Genomic DNA, 17,237 nt, shown 5'->3' with positions numbered 1-17,237 from the left:
TGGGGCTATCCTGCCAGACGGGATGAAACCGTCGACCGGGATCGATGAAGGCACGCATCAACAAGCTCCTCAAGCCGCTCGGCTACGAACTCGACCAGTTGGACGAGCGTCCCTACTGGCCGCGAGCACGGGCCAAACGCATCGACAAGCCGTTTCTTTTCCTGCTCAACCCCGCCGGATCGGGCTCTGCCGATATCGCCTGGTATCTCAGCCAGCGCAGCGACATCGGCGGGCTGCATCACAGTTTCGAAGGGCAGCGCCTGATCAAGGGGCTGATGGACAGCGACCGCTGGTGGCCTGAGAAATTCGTCGATTACGAAGCCGTGATGGGCGCGTGGAGCGCCCGCATTGCCGAGGCCGATCCTGAAGGGCGCTACGGCTACTGGCTGGAAAAGAGCCCCGCGAACCTTGTCCGGCATCGGCAACTTCTCGAATACTTCCCCGATCACCGGGTGGTGGTGAACAATCGCGGGCCGGTGGCCAATGTGGCGGCGCAAGTCCGCCGCTACCTGTACAAGGAATACCACGGCGCTCGCCGTCCGCTGGTGGTGCGCCATCTCGCACGGATCTGGCTATGGCGCAGCCGGCTGCTGATGCAGGCCGCGCGGGACCATGGCTATCCTTGCCTTTCGTACGAGGCGTTCTGCCAGCGCCCCGATGCGATCGCGGAAGCTTTCGGCCTCGATCCGCTAAGGCCCGTGAGCGGCGCCCAAGCCCTGCCGCCCGGCATGACGCGAACCGCCCCTGACACCGCGCGCCAACTGACCGAGCACGAGCGCGAAATGGTGGTGGATGAGCTTTCCGGAGCCGAAGAGGTGCTGACATTCTTCGGCTATGACCTTGCCACCGAACTGGCGGGCGAAGAGGGGGGCGATACGGGGCAACCTAGCGTGCACGCCGCCTCGGCCGCCGCCTCCGACAGCGGAGCCGAGTGAGGCGTCATAAGACGTTAAGCCGGCTCGTTCAGGTCGTCGCAGTCCGGCTGTAGTAGTACTGATAATAAGCCATTTCCTCGCCCAGCACAGCGGCGGAGCGGGTATCGACCTGGGTCAGCACCACGCCGAAGATGTGTGCCTCTGCCCGTTCCAGTTCGCGTAGTGCCGTCTTGATCACGCTGCGCGGTGTCGTGCGCCAGCGTACCACCATCAGCACGGCGTCGGCCATGGCAGCGACGGCGCGCGCCTCCGCCACCGGGATGGCGGGAGCGATGTCCAGCACGATCAGGTCGTAGCGTTGCTTGCAGCTTTCCAGCAGCGCCACGGTTGCGTCGGACTGGACGATGTCGAAATTGCCGGCGCCGGAGGTATTGAGCGGCAGCACATGCGCGCCGGAGGCCGGATCCGTCAGGATCACGTCGTCCAGGCGGGCATGACCCGACAGCACTTCCACCAGTCCGGACCTGCCGGACAGGCCCAGCGCGAGTGTGGTGCCCAGGCGGCGGAAGTCGCAGTCCACCAGCAGCGTCCGGCGGCCCGCCAAAGCGGCAGATCGGGCGAGTGCGATGGCGGTGCTGGTCTTGCCTTCGTCCGGGATCGAGGAGGTGAGGCCCACGGTTCGCGCCAACTGGCCTTTCTGGCCGATGCGCAAGGCCGTCCAGATCGCGCGGACCGATTCCGAGAATGGGGATTCGCGGTTCTTGATCAGGAAATCGGGCACCGAGAGCAATTCGCCCTTGTGGAAGTCGGGCTCGTCCATGGTGCCGATATCGGGCAGGCTGCTGATGACCTTGAAGCCGGTGAACTCCTCCGCTTCGGTGCGGGTGCGGATGCCGCGCTCACGCCATTCCAGCAGCAGCGCCAGCACCACAGCGGCGATTATCCCGGCGATCAGGCCGGCCAGCAGATAGACCAGAATATCGGGCGAAGTGGGCAGCGTGGGCGGCTGCGCGCGCGAAATGATGTCGGCCTTGCTCTTTTCCGTGCCGCGTGTGGCCAGTTCGACGCGATAGCGGTCAAGGAAGGTCTGGTAGAGCTGGCGGGAACTTTCCGCCACGCGGTCCAGTTCGGCCAGGCGAACCGAGGCATTGTTGCCGGCCACCAGACGGCCCTGCGTTCCGCCCATCACGCTCTGGATCGCGCCGACGCGCTGGCTGGCGACGCGGATGTCCTGATTTACGCCGGCGCTGGCGCGCGCGATCTCGCGGTTGAGCGAGGCACGGGTGGAGGCCAGTTCCGCCTCCGTCCGCATACGGTCAGGGTGGTTGGGGCCCAGCGTGGCGGACTGCTGCGCCAGCTTCTGTTCCAGCGTGGCGACCTTGCTGCGCAAGTCGGCGATCACCGGGCTGGAGTTGACGATCGAGCCGCTTTCGCCGGCATTGGCGCTGGCCCGGCCCTGTGCGGCGGCAAGATCGCCCTTGGCCGAAGCCAGTTCGGTATTCAGCGTGGAGAGTTCCTGCTGCCCGATCGTATTGTCGTTGCTGGAACTGACGAGGTTGGCGCTGGCCTTGTAGCTGGCGACGTCTGCCTCGGCCTTCTGCACATCGCCCCGCAGCTGATCCAGCCGGGTGCGGAGCATCTGGATGTCCACCGTCCGCGCGGCCTGTGCGGCCTGCACTTGCCCGCCGACGTAGGCATCCGCCACGGCATTGGCGACCATGGCGGACACTTGCGGGTTGTTGGAACTGAAGGCGAGGTTGATCGCGTAGGACAGCCCCTTGCGTTCCACCGTCAGGCTTGAACGGACCAGGTTGGCGGCTGCCTCGACGGAAATCGGCCCGGTGGCATCGCGGGCCTTGGCGTGGAGGAAGGCGGGATTGGTGTTGAGCTTGGCCCGTTCGACGGCGGCCTGCGCGATTTCGGGGGAACTCAGAACCTGAACTTCGGTATCGACGGCGGGCGAATCAATCACGTTATCCCGGTCGCTCTGCTCCGTCCGCACGATCTGCTGGTCGTTGCGATCCAGCGCGAGGATCACGTTGGCGTCGTAGACCTTTTGCGCCAGCATGTAGGCCAGCATGGTCACCGCCATGATTGCGGCAATCACGCCCAGCATGACCCATTTGTACCGCCAGGCCAACGTGGCCATCCAGGCCAAGTCTATCACCTTGTCGCTCTGACCGGTGGCGGACGCGGCGCCTTTCCCTTCGGCCGCAGGGCCGGCGTCGTGGGAGAGCCGGGACTCGCGCGCGCGCTCACGCGCGGAATCGCGCGCAGAATGGGGATCGAGTTGCTGGGAACCGAAATGCAAGTCCGCAAGCTCCTGGGCCGGGGAACGCCGGGGCTATCTTGAGGTAGAACCGGGCGATTGATCCATGAGAAACAGGTAGTAATTCGAAATCTCCCGCACGATCCGAGCGGGCGCGCGGCGGGCCATGAATTGCCCGTCGATCGTTCCCATGACGCCTCTTGCACTGTCGAAAGCATCGGCGATCTGCGCATGGGTGAGGGGGGCGGATATCTCCGTGACGCGCGGTGCCCCCAGTTCTTCCAAAAGCGGCTCGAAAGCGGGCAGGGACGATACCAGCAAGGGCGTGCCGCGTTCGGCCGCGAGCACGGCAAGGCCGCTGTTCTCCCCGCTGTGGTAGGGCAGGACCAGCAAGCCCGCCTGGGCCAGCCGATCGGCCATTTCCTGCTCGCTCAGCCTCTGCAGCACGAATTCCAGCTGCCACCCCCGGCGCTGGAGCGCGTGCAGGCGATCCTCCAGCGTGGCAGGGTCCATCCCGTCCGCGGGCAGGCCGTGTACCAGATAGCGCCGCTGGTCAGGCTCGGCCGCTTCCATTGCCGCCAGCAGCACGTCCAGTCCTTTGTAGGCTTTCAGGTCGCCCAGGAAGGCGATCGATCGTGGCGTCCGGGCGTCATACTCCGCGCTGGGATAGGCGCCGTCATAGGTCCAGTGGGGGGCGACCAGGCACGCCTTTTTCGCAATTGCGGGATAGATGGCGCGGGCCTGCCGCAGGCTGGTATCCGAAAGAGCGTGCACACCGTCCAAAAGGGCCAGCAACCGGGACATCCACCAGTGTTCGAGTCGCGGGCGAACGGCTTCGTGCGATGCAACATTATGCACCGTCCAGACGATGTGGGCGCCCCGTGCCTTCTGCAGTGCAAGAAATCCCAGCCACAAGCCGATCGAACGCAGGCTGAGCAACAGGCTGTCCTGCACGACCTTCTGCGGCCAGTGCAGGTGGATGATGTCGCATCGGCCCAGCACGCGGCGGGACCAGCTGGGCGAAATGGCGGTGTGGCCAAGCTTGCGCAATTCACCGATCAAGGTGGAGGTATAGGGATTGCTCCGCCGATTTTCCTCTCCGGGGAACGACCAGATCACGGCCATCGGCATCTGCCTCGTCGCTGTGCCATCAGGCGCTTATACCTAATTGCACTGGATAGGGGTTCTGGTTGCACTGCACAATGACTCGTAAGAGACTGTTTGAAAATTCGCGAAATGCGAATTTTGCGGCACCGGCCCTCTCCCCCACCCTACCACCCATCGGTAGTATCCTGCGGGTGGTAGGGTGGGGGAGAGGGCCGGTGCCGCCTAAAAAATGCCCCTGCGGGCATTTTTCAAACGGACTCCTAAGTGTAAGGAGCCAGCGCGATGCCGGTGAGCAGGGTGATCTTTCCTTTCACCAATGCCAAGATCGGGGGCAGCCACGTATCTTCGTTCACGCTGGGGGAGACGCTCCAGCGCGATCATGGGGTGGAGGTCGTTGTCGCCGCCCCGGCGGGCAGCCTTATCTGCGACGTTGCACGGGAACGCGGTTTCACCGTCTGGCCGCTGCCCGAGAAACCGGCTTTCCGCCATGGCTTGCTGGCGGAGGCCAGACTGCTGCCCGGCCGTTTGCGTCTGCTCTCGCGCCAACCGGCGGGAACCGTGGTGCACAACAACGATCTCTCCGCGCTGCAGAGCTGGGGCCCGGCGGCGCGAATGCGGGGCTTGCCTGTGATCTATCACAACCGCGCGTTCAATCGGACGGTGCCGCCCAATCTGGCGGTCATGGCCATGGCACATCGCATCATCTGCATTTCGCAGGCCGTGGAGCAGCGCTTGCCGGGTTGGCTCGCGCGCCGCTCGACCTTGGTGGACAACCCTTTCGAACTGGCGAATGGTCAGGACGTGCCTGCGCTGCGTGATGCTTTCGCCCGCGACTATCCGGTCGCGGCGGGAGGAGGGCCGCTGATCGGCTTCGTCGGCAACTTCGCGCATCGCAAGCGGCCGCGCTATTTCCTGGAGATGGGCAAGGCCCTGCTGGAGCGTCGTCCGGACGCCGCCTTCGTGATCTTCGGGCGGGAAGTGGACGAGACGCAGGAGGAACTGGAACGCCACGCCGCATTGCTGGGCATCGCCGGGCGCGTGATTTTCGCCGGTTTTCGCCTGCCTGTGGAGGACAATATCGCGATGCTGGACATGCTGGCGATCACCGCTGTCGAGGAGCCGCTGGGCCGCACGCCGCTGGAGGCACTGATGCTGGGCGTGCCCTATGTCGCCACCGACGATGCCGGGCTTGGCGAGACGGGGCGCCGCTTCGGGGGCGGCCTGCTGGTCCCGCGCGATGCCGGTCCGGACCGCTTTGCCGAAGCGGTGCTGCAGGGCCTGCGCGATCACGATCCGGTCCGGCTGGCCCAAGCGGGCCAGAACGCCCGCGATATGCTGAGCGCGCGGCGGCATAGCGACCGCGTCATGGCCATCTATGATGAGCTTGTGCCCTAATTAGTGATCCGCTGATCGACGATCACTTGCGATCCGGAATAGCTGCCGCTGCCTTTCAGAACCTGGTTCGATTTGGCGACCAGACGGCCGATATGCAGGATCACCTTGCCATCTTCCGCCACGAACAGCGGGATGGCGGGATTGCCGGAGGCGATCAGCACCTCGATCTCGATCGTGCGCGTTTGCGATGAGCTGCCCTTGCCGATGATCCCGGCGAAACTGTTGGTGCCTAGTTCGACTAGCCCGTGATGCTGGTTTTGCCAGATCTTCAGCCCCTCGCGGCAGCCGGAGAGGTAGACATTGTTGACGGTGACATCGCCCTTGATATCCAGACAGGCATCGCTGGCATTCATCACCCGGCCGTTGGAAATCGTGCCGGAAAAGCCCTTCTCGGTCGAGATCCCGTCAACATTGCGGTAGTGGCTGCCTGGGGCCATGAAGAGGTTCTGGAAATCGAAGTCGGTGATTTCGAAAGTACCGAAATCCTTGGCATTCTTGCCCTTCAGCGTGATTGCGCCCCAGGCGTCGTCGCTGTTGATGGCGGGATATTTGGTGTCTCCCAACCAGACCACATCGCGGAATACGGCGTGGCCGATCCCGCTGCTGATATTGACGAGGCCCAGTCCCAGCGTGGCATCGGCCCGCGCGCCGGTGGCTGAGATGCGCTCCACGCGCAGGTCGGGGACGTTCACGCCGCGCATCACCGGGCCGTAATTGCGGGTAATGACGTCGGTCATCGCGAAGCCCTGCGCATTGCTGCCGTTGACGAGGATCTTGCCGTCCGATGCGCAGATAGATTTCAGCGGCGGCGTGCTGGCGGTGAGGCGGATTGTCGAGCGAACCGGACAAGAGGACGTTGCCACTGCTGGCTTGGCGATGGACGGCATCCGGAAGGTCGTTGCCCCTGCCGCCGTGGATGCGAGGCCGACCACCGTCATCGCCAGCGGCGCCGGTGGGGACTCCAATGCAGGCTCGCCGCTACCATGAGAACCTACCGCGGGGCCGACCAGCAGAAACGGAAACGCCAGACTGAGGGTTTTGATCATGACGGTCCTCGCAAAGTAACCGAAACGCGGTCTGCCCCTTCACGACGGCAGCGGGCACGAATGTCTCCCGCCATGGTTGCCATACCGGCGGAAAAGGTCATGACCGGAACGGTCAAACCGGGCGGGGGCGAAGCGCATTTGCGACGGGGCGTTCCGGCGCGGGCCGATTGAGCCGCGTATAGACCGTGAAGCCGCATAATAGGCCGTAGAACAACAGCCCTTCGATCATCCAGAGCGGCATCGTCGCCATGTTGAGCACGATGAAGCCCAGATGCGCCAGAACCAGCGTGATCCGCGTGGGGCCGGACGTGGAAAGCGCGATGCCCAGCATCCACACCCACAGCAACAGCATCGCCGCCACCCCTAGCGTGCCCAGTTCGTAGAGCGTGGAGACCAGCGTGTTGTGGGCATAGTAGCGATAGCGCCCCTCCCACGAATTGGCGCCATACCCCAGCACGTGCTGCCGTTTGCTGCCATGGCGCCAGGCGTCGATATACTGGCTCCACAAATAGAGTCGGCCGGACATGATCGCGCGGTCCAGCTTGCGGAATTCGTCGGGCGTCTTGGTCAGCACTTCGGGTTCGGAGGCCAGCGTGGTAATCGTATCGAACCGGTCGCCGGCAAGATGCGGGATGATCGGAACGGCCGACAGGATCAGTAGAAAACCCAGGATTCCAGCCAGGCCGCGCTGTCTTGTCGGCACGGCAGCCATGGCCGATGCCAACAACAGGCCCAGCAGCAGCGGACCGGCAGCGACGATCGCGGTGCGGTAGTTCGCCGCCAGAATGCCCCCCACGCAGACCGCCGCAACCGCCAGCTTGTAGCGGGAACGCAGCGTTGGATGCAGCAGCCCGGCCAGCAGTCCGGTCAGCAAGATGATCGAGAAGCTGGCCTCATGGTTGTACCCGCCGATGTAGGACGTCGATCCATCGCTTTCGGTGGCCTTGGCGACGTGAAGCACGATACTGGCCGCCTGCAGCGTCAGCGGCAGTGTGAAGGTACAAAGCAGGCGCGACAGCACTTTGCCCGGGCCATCCACCACGAAGGCATCGTAGGCGGTCAGTATGATCGTGGCGAGGTAGGCGTACTTGACGAAGCTTTCGATGCCGCCAGAAACGTCCTTGTTCAGCAGCAGGCTGGCGACGACCACCAGCGACAGGGGGGCAAGCGGCACCAGAACCAGCGGCACGGCGCGCGATCGGCGCAGCAGCAGGAAGCCGACCAGCACCACCAGCACCGATGCCAGCGCGTTCCAGCTGAGGCCGGCGGGTGAGGACGAGAAAGAAAAGCGCGGCTGCGCGGACATCGCCAGACGCACAGCGAAAGTAATGACCAGGAACCCGGTGGAGGCGCTCGCCCGTCTGGCGACGACCAGCATCAGTGCCAGATAGGCCATCAGTACCGGAAGGACGATGAAGGCCGGGAGCGGCGGGCTGCCCGCAGTCAGCGAAAGCACGGCGGCGTCTCCTGGTGACGGGGGGCTGCGGGCGCGAAGGGATCAGCCGGCATTGCGCAATTCCGGCGTCACGCGGGTGCGGCCCACCATCTCGCGGTAATAAGGGGCGGTGCGGGCGGCCACTTCATCCCAGCTCATCAGAGCGGCGCTTACCGGGCCGCCGCCGCCGTTCAGGTTCGCCTGGCCTTCGGCAAGACGCTGCGCCAGGGCATCGACGTCGCCCACCGGGAAATAGCATTGCGGCGGCAAGCCGAGATCGAGATTGGGCTGAATGTCGCTCAAGAGCACCGGGCAATGGCAGGACAGCGCCTCCAGCGCGGCGATCGGCAGCCCTTCGTGGAAGGACGGCAGCACGAACAGCGAGGCATGGCGATAGAGCACGCCCAGCACGCTGCGCGGCTGCATGCCCAGCATGCGCACATTGTCCCCGGCCTGCGCCATCAGCTCCTCGGCATAGCGGTCCCCCTTGCGGCCGGCGCCGGCGATCACCAGCATGCGGTTGTCGCCGCTGCGGCGGTGGGCCTCGATCAGGTAATCGATGCCCTTTTCCGGCACGAGGCGGGCGGCGCAGAGCACATAATTACCGCTTTCGCAGTGCAGCCGGGCCAGCACCTCCTCGGCAGGTTCCTCCGGCGGTTCGGGCGGGTCTACCCCATTGGGAATGAACACCACTTTGCCGGCGGCGGCGGGGTAGCGATCGCGCATGTCCTCGGCCAGAGAAGGGGAGACGCAGATCACCCGATTGGCGCAGCGCATTCCCAGCCACTCGCCCAGCCGCAGCATCGATCTGGCGACATTCCCCCACTTCGCCCGCTTGTAGTCCGCGCCGTGGTGCGTCAGCAGCACGCTCAGGCCCAGGATACGGGCAAGGGGGGCGAGAAGCGCGGGGCCGACAGCGTGGATATGCACGGCGTCCACGCCCTGACGCCAGGCATGGACGATGGCCACGGCGGTGGAGACCAGCGCTTCGCTGGCATTGCCCGATGGAGAATAGAGCGGTGCCAGCCGCACGCGGCGAAAGCTTTCCATTTCCGGGTCGACGTATTGCGCGCGGCAGCAGACCTCTATTTCGATGTCCGGATTGATCTGGGCGATCCGCGGCAGCAGTTCCTCGCAATGGGTTTCCACGCCGCCGATCACGCCGGGAATGCCGCGAAGTCCTGTCACGCAGATCTTCATCCGGGCAGCACTCCGTTTCCGGCCGCAGCGGTCAGGATGGTATCGCGAAAAGCCTCCACCGCGCGCGATACGGAGAAGGCATCGACCCGCGCCATACCCTCCTGCAGGCAGGCTGCGCGTGCGGCAGGTTCGACCAACCGGTCCATGCAGCGCGCCATCGCCGCGTGATCGTCCATGGCAACCAGTGCGCCACCGGCCCCGAAGGCCGGATTTTCGCCGTCCAGGCTTACCTGCAGAATTTCCGACGGGCCGGAGGGGCAATCCGTGGCGACCACCGGCAGGCCGCTGGCCATGGCTTCCAGCATGGCGTTGGGAAATCCTTCCGCATTGGACGTCAGCAGATAGCACCCCGCGCGGGCCAGTACGGCATAAGGATTGGCAAGGAAGCCGACCATCTGCACGCGCTCTGCCACCCCCAGCGATACGGCAAGCGCTGCCAGATCGTCCCGCAGGGGCCCTTCGCCCAATACGATCAGCCGGCCTTGGGACTGTGATGCCGCCAGCGCGCGGATCGCCATGGCCGTGTTCTTGTTGGCGACAAGACGCCCCATCGTGACGAAATCCTGGGGCGAAACCGCGATTTCGGGCGTCATCGCGGCCATCTTGCGGATGCGTTCGATATCGACGGGATTGTAGATCACGCAGATCCGTTCCCGCTCCACAGAGAAGTCGTTCTCCAGCGTCTGCGCCACCCCTTCGGACACCGCGATGATCTTGCGGGCCGAAGGATAAGTGCTGCGGATCAGCAGGCGGCTGAGGAAGCCGAACCGGCCGGACTTGAGGTGTGCCGTCGTATTGACGCGTTCGCTGATGACGGCCGGGCCTCCAGTGCGACGCATGGCTACCACGGCTGCCACGTTGGCGCGGGAAAGGAACGATACGGTGACATCCGGCCGCAACCGCCCGACCAGCCGCCGCAACTGCGTGACGCTGCGCAGCAGGCCGCCGCGTGTATCCAGCCGTTCCACCGGGATTTCGGGGGGCAGGTGGTAAGCCTCGTCGGCCTCTTCATCCAGCAGGGCGACCGTGATCGCCATGCCGCGGCCGGGCCCGCTCAATTCGCGGACCAGCGTGGTGAATACGCGTTCCGCCCCGCCCCCGGCCAGCGAGTTGATTACGAACAAGGCACGGAGTTGAGCTTGCGAGCCCATCGCGACGCGGCCACCTTATCTGCCCTTATGCAACCTTATGCTGCATTGCGGCGGGAAGACACGTTAACCGCGAGAATGGCAGCGCACGACCCAGCCATTGGGAGTGGCCGGCAGGCGCAAAAGGGGTGCCCCGTCGGCCTTTACCGACGAGGCGTGCTGCCTGCGGGTTATCCCGGGAAGGACACCAGCTTGGCGTCGCTGTTGATCGAGGGGAAGGGCAGGTAGGAAACGCGAAGTTGCTGCAACAGCGAAATTTCGTGATCGCCCTGCGGGAAACCACCCGCCCGTTCGACAAGGATCGTCGCCGGGGTGCCGAATGGCCAGCGCCGCTCGTAAGCGGTCTCCATCTCGTCCAGCGATAGCGGGCCGTTCCCTTCGTCGAAACGGACCGCCTCGCGCGGGAGGGGTTCTCCGTCGATGGACACGTCCAGCTTCTCGATCATCGAGAGGCCAAGGCCGCGATAATAGCCCAGCTTCGCCTCGAACGCGAAGCCGGTGGGGGCATCGGCGGGGCCGGTGTTGCGCAGCGTGGCCGCGTCGATCAGGTACTTGTCGAACATCACTTCTCTCCCGACAGGAAGCCGGACGAGGCCAGCCACCTGTACAATTGGTCCATCCATCCCTCTGTGGGGGTTCCGGGCTTGCCCAGGCCAAAGCCGTGGCCACCGGCGGCGTAGTAGTGGAATTCCACCGGTTTTCCGGCCGCGCGCCAGCTATCGACCAGGCCGAACGGGCTCTTACCGAACAGCGTATCGTCGGCGGCGAGGGCCACGAACATCGGCGGCGCATTCGCGGGCACCTCCACCGCGTTCATCATCGGATAGATCGGCGCGATGAAGGCGGGCATGTACTGGCCCGGATGCGTGGCAAGGCTGCGGGTGAGCATGGCCCCTGCAGAAAAGCCCATCATGCCGATGCGGTTCGGGTCCACGCCAAACTCGCTGGCGCGGTCATGCACGAGCGTCAGGGCGGCGCGGGCATCGTCCAGCGCGGGCTGCGGCGTATCGGCGGGCGGTGCGAAGCTGGCCTTTCCGCCGGTGACGACCTTGGCCATCTCGCTGGCGAACACCCCCTGATCGGGCGGCGTCGGCAGCACGCGGTACTTGAGCACGAATGCAGCAATGCCATGGTTGGCCAGCCATCGGGCGACGTCCCAGCCTTCCTTCTCGATCGCAAGACCAAGGAATCCGCCGCCCGGTGCCACGATCACGGCGGCTCCGGTGCCCTTGCCCACCGGCAGCACTGGCGTGAGCGTGGGCTGGGTCACGTTGCGCACGGCGACCTGCGTGCCGTCCAGATGCCAGACCTCTCGCTGCGGGGTGCTTTTGGCAACCGGCAGGTCGATGGCGCCGGGCTGGCGCGGCGCCGGGATCGTCTCCCGGCTGACGGCGGGCTGGGCGAATGCGGCAGGGCTGCTGCCCAGCAGCACCGTAGCCGCCAACAGGGCGGCGAACCGGCGCATCAGGCCGCCTCCCGTTCCGCTTCGGCCTTGGCGATCAGGTTTTCGAACATCACGTGCTGGCGGCGCACCTGCTCGCGGCTGTCCACGGGCGAGACGTCCTGAATCCAGCGGTTGCCTTCGTACTCGCTGGAAAGCGTGCCTTCCCAGCCGCACTTCACCAGTTCGGGGATCACTTCGTCATAGGCGATCGTGGGGTCGGTGCAGTCCTCCGCCATGCCGTAGAACTTGGCCTGAATGTGGCGGAAATAGGGGGCATAGTCCTTGATCCGCTTCGGGTTGGCGAAAGGTGCGTGGCGCAGGGTTTCCGCCATGGCGACTTCCGCCTTGTTGCCGCCCATCTTCACCGCCACTTCGTAGATCGTGTATTCGCACATGATCTTCTGTTCGTGCTGGTCGACGATGAACTGCGTCACCTCCGGCCGCGCGCCTTGCCGCTCGAAACGGGCGCGGAATTCGGGCGGGTAGTGCTTCATGAAGATGCCCATGTCGGGCAGGATGCCGAGGTGCTTCGTGCCCAGCCGGTCTGCCACGTCGATCGTGCGCAGGATCCAGGCGTGTTCCAGATGCCACGGTGCGTGGACTTCCACGCCCATATGGACGTCCAATTCTTCCGCGTAAGGCACGCATTTTTCGAGGATATCGGGCCGCACGAAGACCAGCACGCGCATGTTGCGGATGCCCAAGCGATTGCACAGCCCCAGATCGCGGCGGATGCTGGCCACCTGCTCCTCGTCCGACATCGTCTCGCCCTTGCGCAGCTTGGTGTCGAGAAACATGTCGTAGCAGGTGAAATGTGCGCCGTGGCGGGCCAGCATGTCGTGCCAGCGCGCCACTGCGGCGTCGTCTATATTCGGGAAGCGGGGCATGTTCTGTTCGGGCAGGATCTCTATGCCCTTAGCCCCGATGGAACTGGCGAAGGCCACGCAGTCCTCGACGTTCATCTGGCCCAGGAACATCTCTTCCTGAAAGCTGTAGAGGCTGACGCCCCGCTGGATCTTGGACATGGAACCTTCTCCCCGGCGGCCCGAACGGACGACCATTATTAGAATTACAATTCGTGTTTATGGGCGTGCGCTATGGGTTGTCAACGGTCTTTCAGGCGTCCGCGGCCAGCGGCCGGGGCGCCTCGCCGGCGGCGCCATATCGCCATGCGGATGCAGTTCCTTCTATGATGGATAATGCATTATTGTTAATCGTCGGACATGAGCAACGGATTTCGGCCCCTTTCGGGCATGCGCGTGCTGGAACTCGGCACCATGATTGCAGCGCCTTTTGCGACGCACATTCTCTCGCAACTGGGGGCGGAGGTGATCAAGATCGAGCCGCCGGCGGGCGATACCACGCGGTCGCTGGTGCGTGGCGGGCCTTCGGGAACGATCATCGCCTATAGCCATTCGAAGAAGGCGATTTGCCTGGACCTGACGACCGTGCAGGGCAGGGAGGTGTTCCGCCGGCTGGTCGCCACGTCGCGGGTGGTGATCCACAATCTGGCCCCGTCGGCGGCGCGCAAGCTGGGGGTTTCGGCGGACGATTGCATGGCGGGGAACCCGCATCTCGTTCACGTTCACATCAAGGGCTATACCCATGGCCCGCAAGCCGAAGGGCTGATGACCAACCCCATTGCCGAGGCGGCCACCGGGGCGATGGACGACCACCGCGTCGATGGCCGGCCGACCCGGTTCGGCCCTTCCTATCACGATCAGTTCGCCGGGACTTACGCGGTGATCCGCGTGCTCGCCGCATTGATGGACCCCACGGCGGACGAGGCTGCGCGCCGGATCGAGGTGGGGCTCTACGAAACCGGCCTGCATCTTGCCGCGCGCGATCTGGCGGGCATGCAGCTCAAGACCCAGCTTCTCGGCCGGCTGGAGAAGGAGGGCGGCGGCGAGTTCTCGATGCCCGGCTACGGTGCCTATCGCACCGTCGACGAGCGTTGGATCTACCTGCTGGTGCTCACCGACGCGCATTGGGCCAAGCTTACCCGCGCGCTTTCGATGCCCGAGGACGGCGCACCGGAATTTGCAAAGCTGCGAGACCGCAAGAAAGCGCGTGAGACGGTGGAAGAGGCCGTGCGCCGCGCAGTCGAAGCGCTGACTTTTGCGGATGCGGTGGCGCGCCTGGACGCGGCGGGGCTTGGGTTTCACGAGGTCATGCCGCTCGAACGCGTCCTCGAAGCGCCGCAGGCGCGCGCTGAGGGCAAGCTGCGCGAAGTCGAATTTCGCGGGCTTCAGTTCGAAGTGCCCGAGTTTGCGTCCGATCAAGCCGGTGCGGCCAAACCCGGCCTGCCGCCACCCGAAATCGGCGAGCATACCGAAGCCCTGTTGGCAGAACTCGGTTATGCCGCCGATGAAGCAGCCGCGCTGTTGTCATCGGGGGCGGCAAAGGCCTATCAACCGGGTGATTTCGCCTGGGCACCCGTCCGGCAGAAGGGGTGAGGTAGCAGATGGCCGGGGCCGGGTTTGGCGCAACGATGCAGTTTCGTACGAAGGAGGAGCAAGTCGCCGACTTCCTGCGCGAAGGCATCATTTCCGGCCGGATTGCCCGCGGATCGCGGCTGAAGCAGCAGGAAATCGCCACGCTGCTAAACACCAGCATCACCCCGGTCCGGGAGGCGCTGAAGCTGCTTTCGGCCGAAGGCTATGTGATCGGCGATAGCCATCGCGGCGCCACCGTGGCGCCGTTCGATATCGAGGCCTCCAGCGAAGTGCTGAACTTGCGCATCCTGCTGGAAACCCAGCTTGTGCGCGGGGCGGTGGAGAAAGTGACCGGGGCGGATATCGCCGAACTCAAAGTGCTGGGCTCCGAATTCGCGACCGCCTTTGCGGCCGGTGACAACGAGGCGGCGCGTGCGGCCAACTATCGCTTTCACCACCGCATGTTCGAGATCGCGGCGATGCCGCAAACGCTGCATTTCGTGCAGATTCTCTGGGCCCGCTATCCTTTCGACCTCATCAACCGGCTGGAGGGCCGCGTCAGCCGCGCGGCCGACGAGCATGACGATATGCTGGCGGCGCTGATCGCCGGCGATTCCGGTGCCGCCATGCTGGCGACCCGCCAGCACATCGAGACCGGCTTTCGCGAACTGCGCGAATCCATCGCATAACCCTCTGCCACCAAGGACTTTCCGCGATGAAAACCCTGTTCCTGGTCATGGACATGATGAACGACCTCGTTGCCGAGGACGGCTTCAGTGCGCAGACCTACGGCGTGCAAGTGCGCGAACGGGGCGTGCTGGAAAACACCCGCGCCGCCATTGCCGCCGCGCGCGCGGCGGGCACCTTGGTCGGGTACGTCCGCGTGGGCTTTTCCGCCGATTACCGCGAGGCGCCCGAAAACTCGCCGATCTTCTCGGGCGCGCGCAAGAACGGGATATTCCAGCTCGGTACGCCGGGAACCGAAGTCCATCCAGCCGTTGCACCGCAGCCCGGCGATTTCGACATCGTCAAGCACCGCGTCAGCCCGTTTTACGCCACGTCGCTGGAAGCGATCCTGCGCGCGCATCGGATCGAGCGCTTGGTGCTCAGCGGCGTTTCCACCAATGGTGTGGTGCATTCCGGCGCGCGCGAAGCGCATGACCGCGACTACGATGTGGTCATCCTGGAGGACTGCTGTGCCGGGATCTCGCCCGAAGAACAACGGGACGCGCTCGCCTGTCTCGGCCGTTATGCCCGGATCGTCCGCAGCACGGAATACGACTGGCGCAGCTGAATTTCGGGGCAGATCAGGCCCCCACCAGAACGACACCTAACCGCACCTTAAAAGCACACAAGCGCATCTGGGCGGCCCCTTGCTGTGCCTGCGAGATCCATCAAGCCTGCAATCAATCGCCGGGGCGCTGCACCCATGCTGGACCTCATCCCTGCTCCAAAATAATGCATTATCCATCATTGATGCAGATGCGGTGAGGGGACGCCCTTGCCCGATGGGAAAAGGGATCTCCAAAACATGGCTACCGTTACCAGCGAGAAGGAAGTCGGCGCGGCGCCGGCAGAGGGCAAGATCACGCCTGAGGCGATCAAGGCGGCCGAGAACATGATCGGCATGCAGCTGCGCCCCGAAGGTCCCTACCTTCAGGACGCGACCGAGGACACGATCCGCAACTTCTGCAACGGCATCGGCGATCTCAACCCGCTCTACCGCGATCTCGAAGTAGGCCGCCTTACGCGTCATGGTTCGATGCTGGCCCACCCGAATTTCCCGATGGCGTTCGGCTGGGTCGGCCGCACGCGCTGGGGCCTGCCGGGCGTTCACGGCTTCTACGCCGGCAATGACTGGGAAATGTTCCGCCACATCCGCCCCGGCGACCGCCTGACCGCGATCGAGCGCGTCGTCGGTGTGGATGTGAAGGAAAGCCAGTTTTCCGGCACGCTCGTCCTGCAGTATGTCGAGGCCAGTTACTACAACCAGCGCGGCGAACTGGTCGCCCGCGCGCTGGGCACCTGCACCCGCCACGAACGCAAGGCCGCGCGTGAAGCCGGCAAGTATGCCGACATCAAGACGCACGAATATACCGCTGAGGAATTCGAGCACATCGATCACGCCATCCTCGACGAAGAGAAGAACATTCGCGGCGGCAACGTGCGCTATTGGGAAGAAGTGCAGGAAGGCGAACAGCTGCCCGAAATCGTGCGCGGTCCGCTAAGCCTGATGGATACCATGGGCTTCCTGGTCGGTTGCGGCCGCGGCCACACGCACGGCGTGATCTTCAAGAACGCGGTGAAGCACCCCGGCCACTTCTTCCGCAATCCCGAAGCGGGCGGCGGCATCGAATACACCGGCATCGGCCATCACCGCGAGTCGACCGCCAAGGAAGTGGGCGTGCCCGGGGTCTACGATTACGGCCCGCAGCGTTCGGCCTGGATGGCCAGCCTCGTCACCAACTGGATGGGCGACGCCGGCTTCCTGAAGCGCATCAAGACCCGCATGAGCCGCTTCAACACCATGGGCGATTGCACCTGGGCGCGCGGCACCGTGACGCGCAAGTACGTCAAGGACGGCCACGCCCTTGTCGATATCGAGATCAAGGGTGAGAACCAGCGCGGCGAACTGACCACGCCGGGTCTGGCAACGGTGGTGCTGCCCTCGCTCGATCCGCAGATCAAGGTCTTCGTCGACGGTTCCGGCCTCGACCTCGAACTGCCGGTCGTTCGGTGATTTTAGGCGTGCTCCTGTCCTCCCCGGATCGGGGAGGGGGACCATCCGCGAAGCGGATGGTGGAGGGGAGTCGCGTCCTGACGCGACGTTGCTTGAGGACGCCACTCCCCTCCGTCAGCGTTTCACGCTGCCACCTCCCCGTA

The 17,237-nt window shown here is 64.7% G+C and carries 15 protein-coding genes; 6 read left to right on the top strand and 9 right to left on the bottom strand.

Going from position 1 to position 17,237, the window contains the following annotated elements; translation table 11 throughout:
* The first annotated feature begins 44 nt into the window (after window positions 1-44).
* On the top strand, window positions 45-935 hold the full coding sequence (locus ACZ1JV_RS06695; RefSeq protein WP_465148896.1) for a hypothetical protein: 891 nt from the start codon (window positions 45-47) through the stop codon (window positions 933-935).
* Window positions 936-963: 28 nt separating this feature from the next.
* Here the strand turns inward: ACZ1JV_RS06695 and ACZ1JV_RS06690 are convergent, their stop codons facing one another.
* Together ACZ1JV_RS06690 and ACZ1JV_RS06685 are read right to left on the bottom strand one after the other, a co-directional pair.
* Entirely contained in the window at window positions 964-3,186 is a 2,223-nt protein-coding gene (locus tag ACZ1JV_RS06690) for a GumC family protein (protein ID WP_465148895.1), read from the bottom strand.
* 33 nt (window positions 3,187-3,219) lie between these two features.
* The gene (locus ACZ1JV_RS06685; protein ID WP_465148894.1) at window positions 3,220-4,269 is read right to left on the bottom strand and encodes a glycosyltransferase; all 1,050 of its coding nucleotides are present in this window, start codon (window positions 4,267-4,269) and stop codon (window positions 3,220-3,222) included.
* Between the two features lie 264 nt (window positions 4,270-4,533).
* On the opposite strand from ACZ1JV_RS06685, the gene ACZ1JV_RS06680 reads away from it, so the two are divergent.
* The gene (locus ACZ1JV_RS06680; protein WP_465148893.1) at window positions 4,534-5,646 is read left to right on the top strand and encodes a glycosyltransferase family 4 protein; all 1,113 of its coding nucleotides are present in this window, start codon (window positions 4,534-4,536) and stop codon (window positions 5,644-5,646) included.
* On the opposite strand, the gene ACZ1JV_RS06675 is transcribed toward ACZ1JV_RS06680, so the two are convergent.
* From ACZ1JV_RS06675 to ACZ1JV_RS06645, 7 genes are all read right to left on the bottom strand, one after another.
* Window positions 5,643-6,611, bottom strand: a complete 969-nt coding sequence (locus ACZ1JV_RS06675; protein WP_465148892.1) for a hypothetical protein — start codon at window positions 6,609-6,611, stop codon at window positions 5,643-5,645. The two genes, ACZ1JV_RS06680 and ACZ1JV_RS06675, sit on opposite strands and share 4 nt — an antisense overlap.
* 193 nt (window positions 6,612-6,804) lie before the next feature.
* Window positions 6,805-8,148, bottom strand: a complete 1,344-nt coding sequence (locus tag ACZ1JV_RS06670; RefSeq protein ID WP_465148891.1) for an O-antigen ligase family protein — start codon at window positions 8,146-8,148, stop codon at window positions 6,805-6,807.
* A gap of 42 nt (window positions 8,149-8,190) precedes the next feature.
* Window positions 8,191-9,315 carry a glycosyltransferase family 4 protein gene (locus ACZ1JV_RS06665; RefSeq protein ID WP_465148890.1) on the bottom strand — a complete coding sequence of 375 codons (1,125 nt, stop codon included), beginning with the start codon at window positions 9,313-9,315 and terminating at the stop codon, window positions 8,191-8,193.
* An 8-nt stretch (window positions 9,316-9,323) separates the two neighbouring features.
* On the bottom strand, window positions 9,324-10,451 hold the full coding sequence (locus ACZ1JV_RS06660; protein ID WP_465148889.1) for a glycosyltransferase: 1,128 nt from the start codon (window positions 10,449-10,451) through the stop codon (window positions 9,324-9,326).
* 194 nt (window positions 10,452-10,645) lie between these two features.
* Window positions 10,646-11,038, bottom strand: a complete 393-nt coding sequence (locus tag ACZ1JV_RS06655) for a C-glycoside deglycosidase beta subunit domain-containing protein (RefSeq protein ID WP_465148888.1) — start codon at window positions 11,036-11,038, stop codon at window positions 10,646-10,648.
* Window positions 11,038-11,940 carry an alpha/beta hydrolase gene (locus ACZ1JV_RS06650; protein ID WP_465148887.1) on the bottom strand — a complete coding sequence of 301 codons (903 nt, stop codon included), beginning with the start codon at window positions 11,938-11,940 and terminating at the stop codon, window positions 11,038-11,040. The genes ACZ1JV_RS06655 and ACZ1JV_RS06650 overlap by 1 nt, the downstream gene beginning before the upstream one ends.
* Window positions 11,940-12,944: a sugar phosphate isomerase/epimerase family protein gene (locus ACZ1JV_RS06645; protein WP_465148886.1), complete on the bottom strand. Its 1,005-nt coding sequence runs from the start codon at window positions 12,942-12,944 to the stop codon at window positions 11,940-11,942. Before ACZ1JV_RS06645 ends, ACZ1JV_RS06650 begins: the two co-directional genes overlap by 1 nt.
* A 198-nt stretch (window positions 12,945-13,142) precedes the next feature.
* Here ACZ1JV_RS06645 and ACZ1JV_RS06640 point away from each other — a divergent pair, with 198 nt between their 5' ends.
* From ACZ1JV_RS06640 to ACZ1JV_RS06625, 4 genes are all read left to right on the top strand, one after another.
* Window positions 13,143-14,375, top strand: a complete 1,233-nt coding sequence (locus tag ACZ1JV_RS06640) for a CaiB/BaiF CoA transferase family protein (RefSeq protein WP_465148885.1) — start codon at window positions 13,143-13,145, stop codon at window positions 14,373-14,375.
* 35 nt (window positions 14,376-14,410) lie between these two features.
* The gene (locus ACZ1JV_RS06635; RefSeq protein WP_465148884.1) at window positions 14,411-15,043 is read left to right on the top strand and encodes a GntR family transcriptional regulator; all 633 of its coding nucleotides are present in this window, start codon (window positions 14,411-14,413) and stop codon (window positions 15,041-15,043) included.
* Between the two features lie 26 nt (window positions 15,044-15,069).
* Complete coding sequence (locus tag ACZ1JV_RS06630; RefSeq protein WP_465148883.1) at window positions 15,070-15,648, top strand: cysteine hydrolase family protein; 579 nt, start codon at window positions 15,070-15,072, stop codon at window positions 15,646-15,648.
* Window positions 15,649-15,885: 237 nt separating this feature from the next.
* Window positions 15,886-17,094 (top strand): FAS1-like dehydratase domain-containing protein, encoded by a 1,209-nt coding sequence (locus tag ACZ1JV_RS06625; RefSeq protein ID WP_465139522.1) that lies wholly within the window; start codon window positions 15,886-15,888, stop codon window positions 17,092-17,094.
* Window positions 17,095-17,237: the final 143 nt, after the last annotated feature.

The sequence above is a fragment of the Novosphingobium sp. BL-S-19 genome, assembly GCF_055521675.1.
This window is presented reverse-complemented; position numbering and strand designations above follow the sequence as displayed.

Bases quoted from the DNA above. Each gene is read 5' to 3' on its own strand.
- ACZ1JV_RS06695 (WP_465148896.1), top strand. From the start codon at position 45: ATGAAGGCACGCATCAACAAGCTCCTCAAGCCGCTCGGCTACGAACTC.
- ACZ1JV_RS06685 (WP_465148894.1), bottom strand. From the start codon at position 4,269: ATGGCCGTGATCTGGTCGTTCCCCGGAGAGGAAAATCGGCGGAGCAAT.
- ACZ1JV_RS06680 (WP_465148893.1), top strand. From the start codon at position 4,534: ATGCCGGTGAGCAGGGTGATCTTTCCTTTCACCAATGCCAAGATCGGG.
- ACZ1JV_RS06655 (WP_465148888.1), bottom strand. From the start codon at position 11,038: ATGTTCGACAAGTACCTGATCGACGCGGCCACGCTGCGCAACACCGGC.
- ACZ1JV_RS06650 (WP_465148887.1), bottom strand. From the start codon at position 11,940: ATGCGCCGGTTCGCCGCCCTGTTGGCGGCTACGGTGCTGCTGGGCAGC.
- ACZ1JV_RS06645 (WP_465148886.1), bottom strand. From the start codon at position 12,944: ATGTCCAAGATCCAGCGGGGCGTCAGCCTCTACAGCTTTCAGGAAGAG.
- ACZ1JV_RS06640 (WP_465148885.1), top strand. From the start codon at position 13,143: ATGAGCAACGGATTTCGGCCCCTTTCGGGCATGCGCGTGCTGGAACTC.
- ACZ1JV_RS06635 (WP_465148884.1), top strand. From the start codon at position 14,411: ATGCAGTTTCGTACGAAGGAGGAGCAAGTCGCCGACTTCCTGCGCGAA.
- ACZ1JV_RS06630 (WP_465148883.1), top strand. From the start codon at position 15,070: ATGAAAACCCTGTTCCTGGTCATGGACATGATGAACGACCTCGTTGCC.
- ACZ1JV_RS06625 (WP_465139522.1), top strand. From the start codon at position 15,886: ATGGCTACCGTTACCAGCGAGAAGGAAGTCGGCGCGGCGCCGGCAGAG.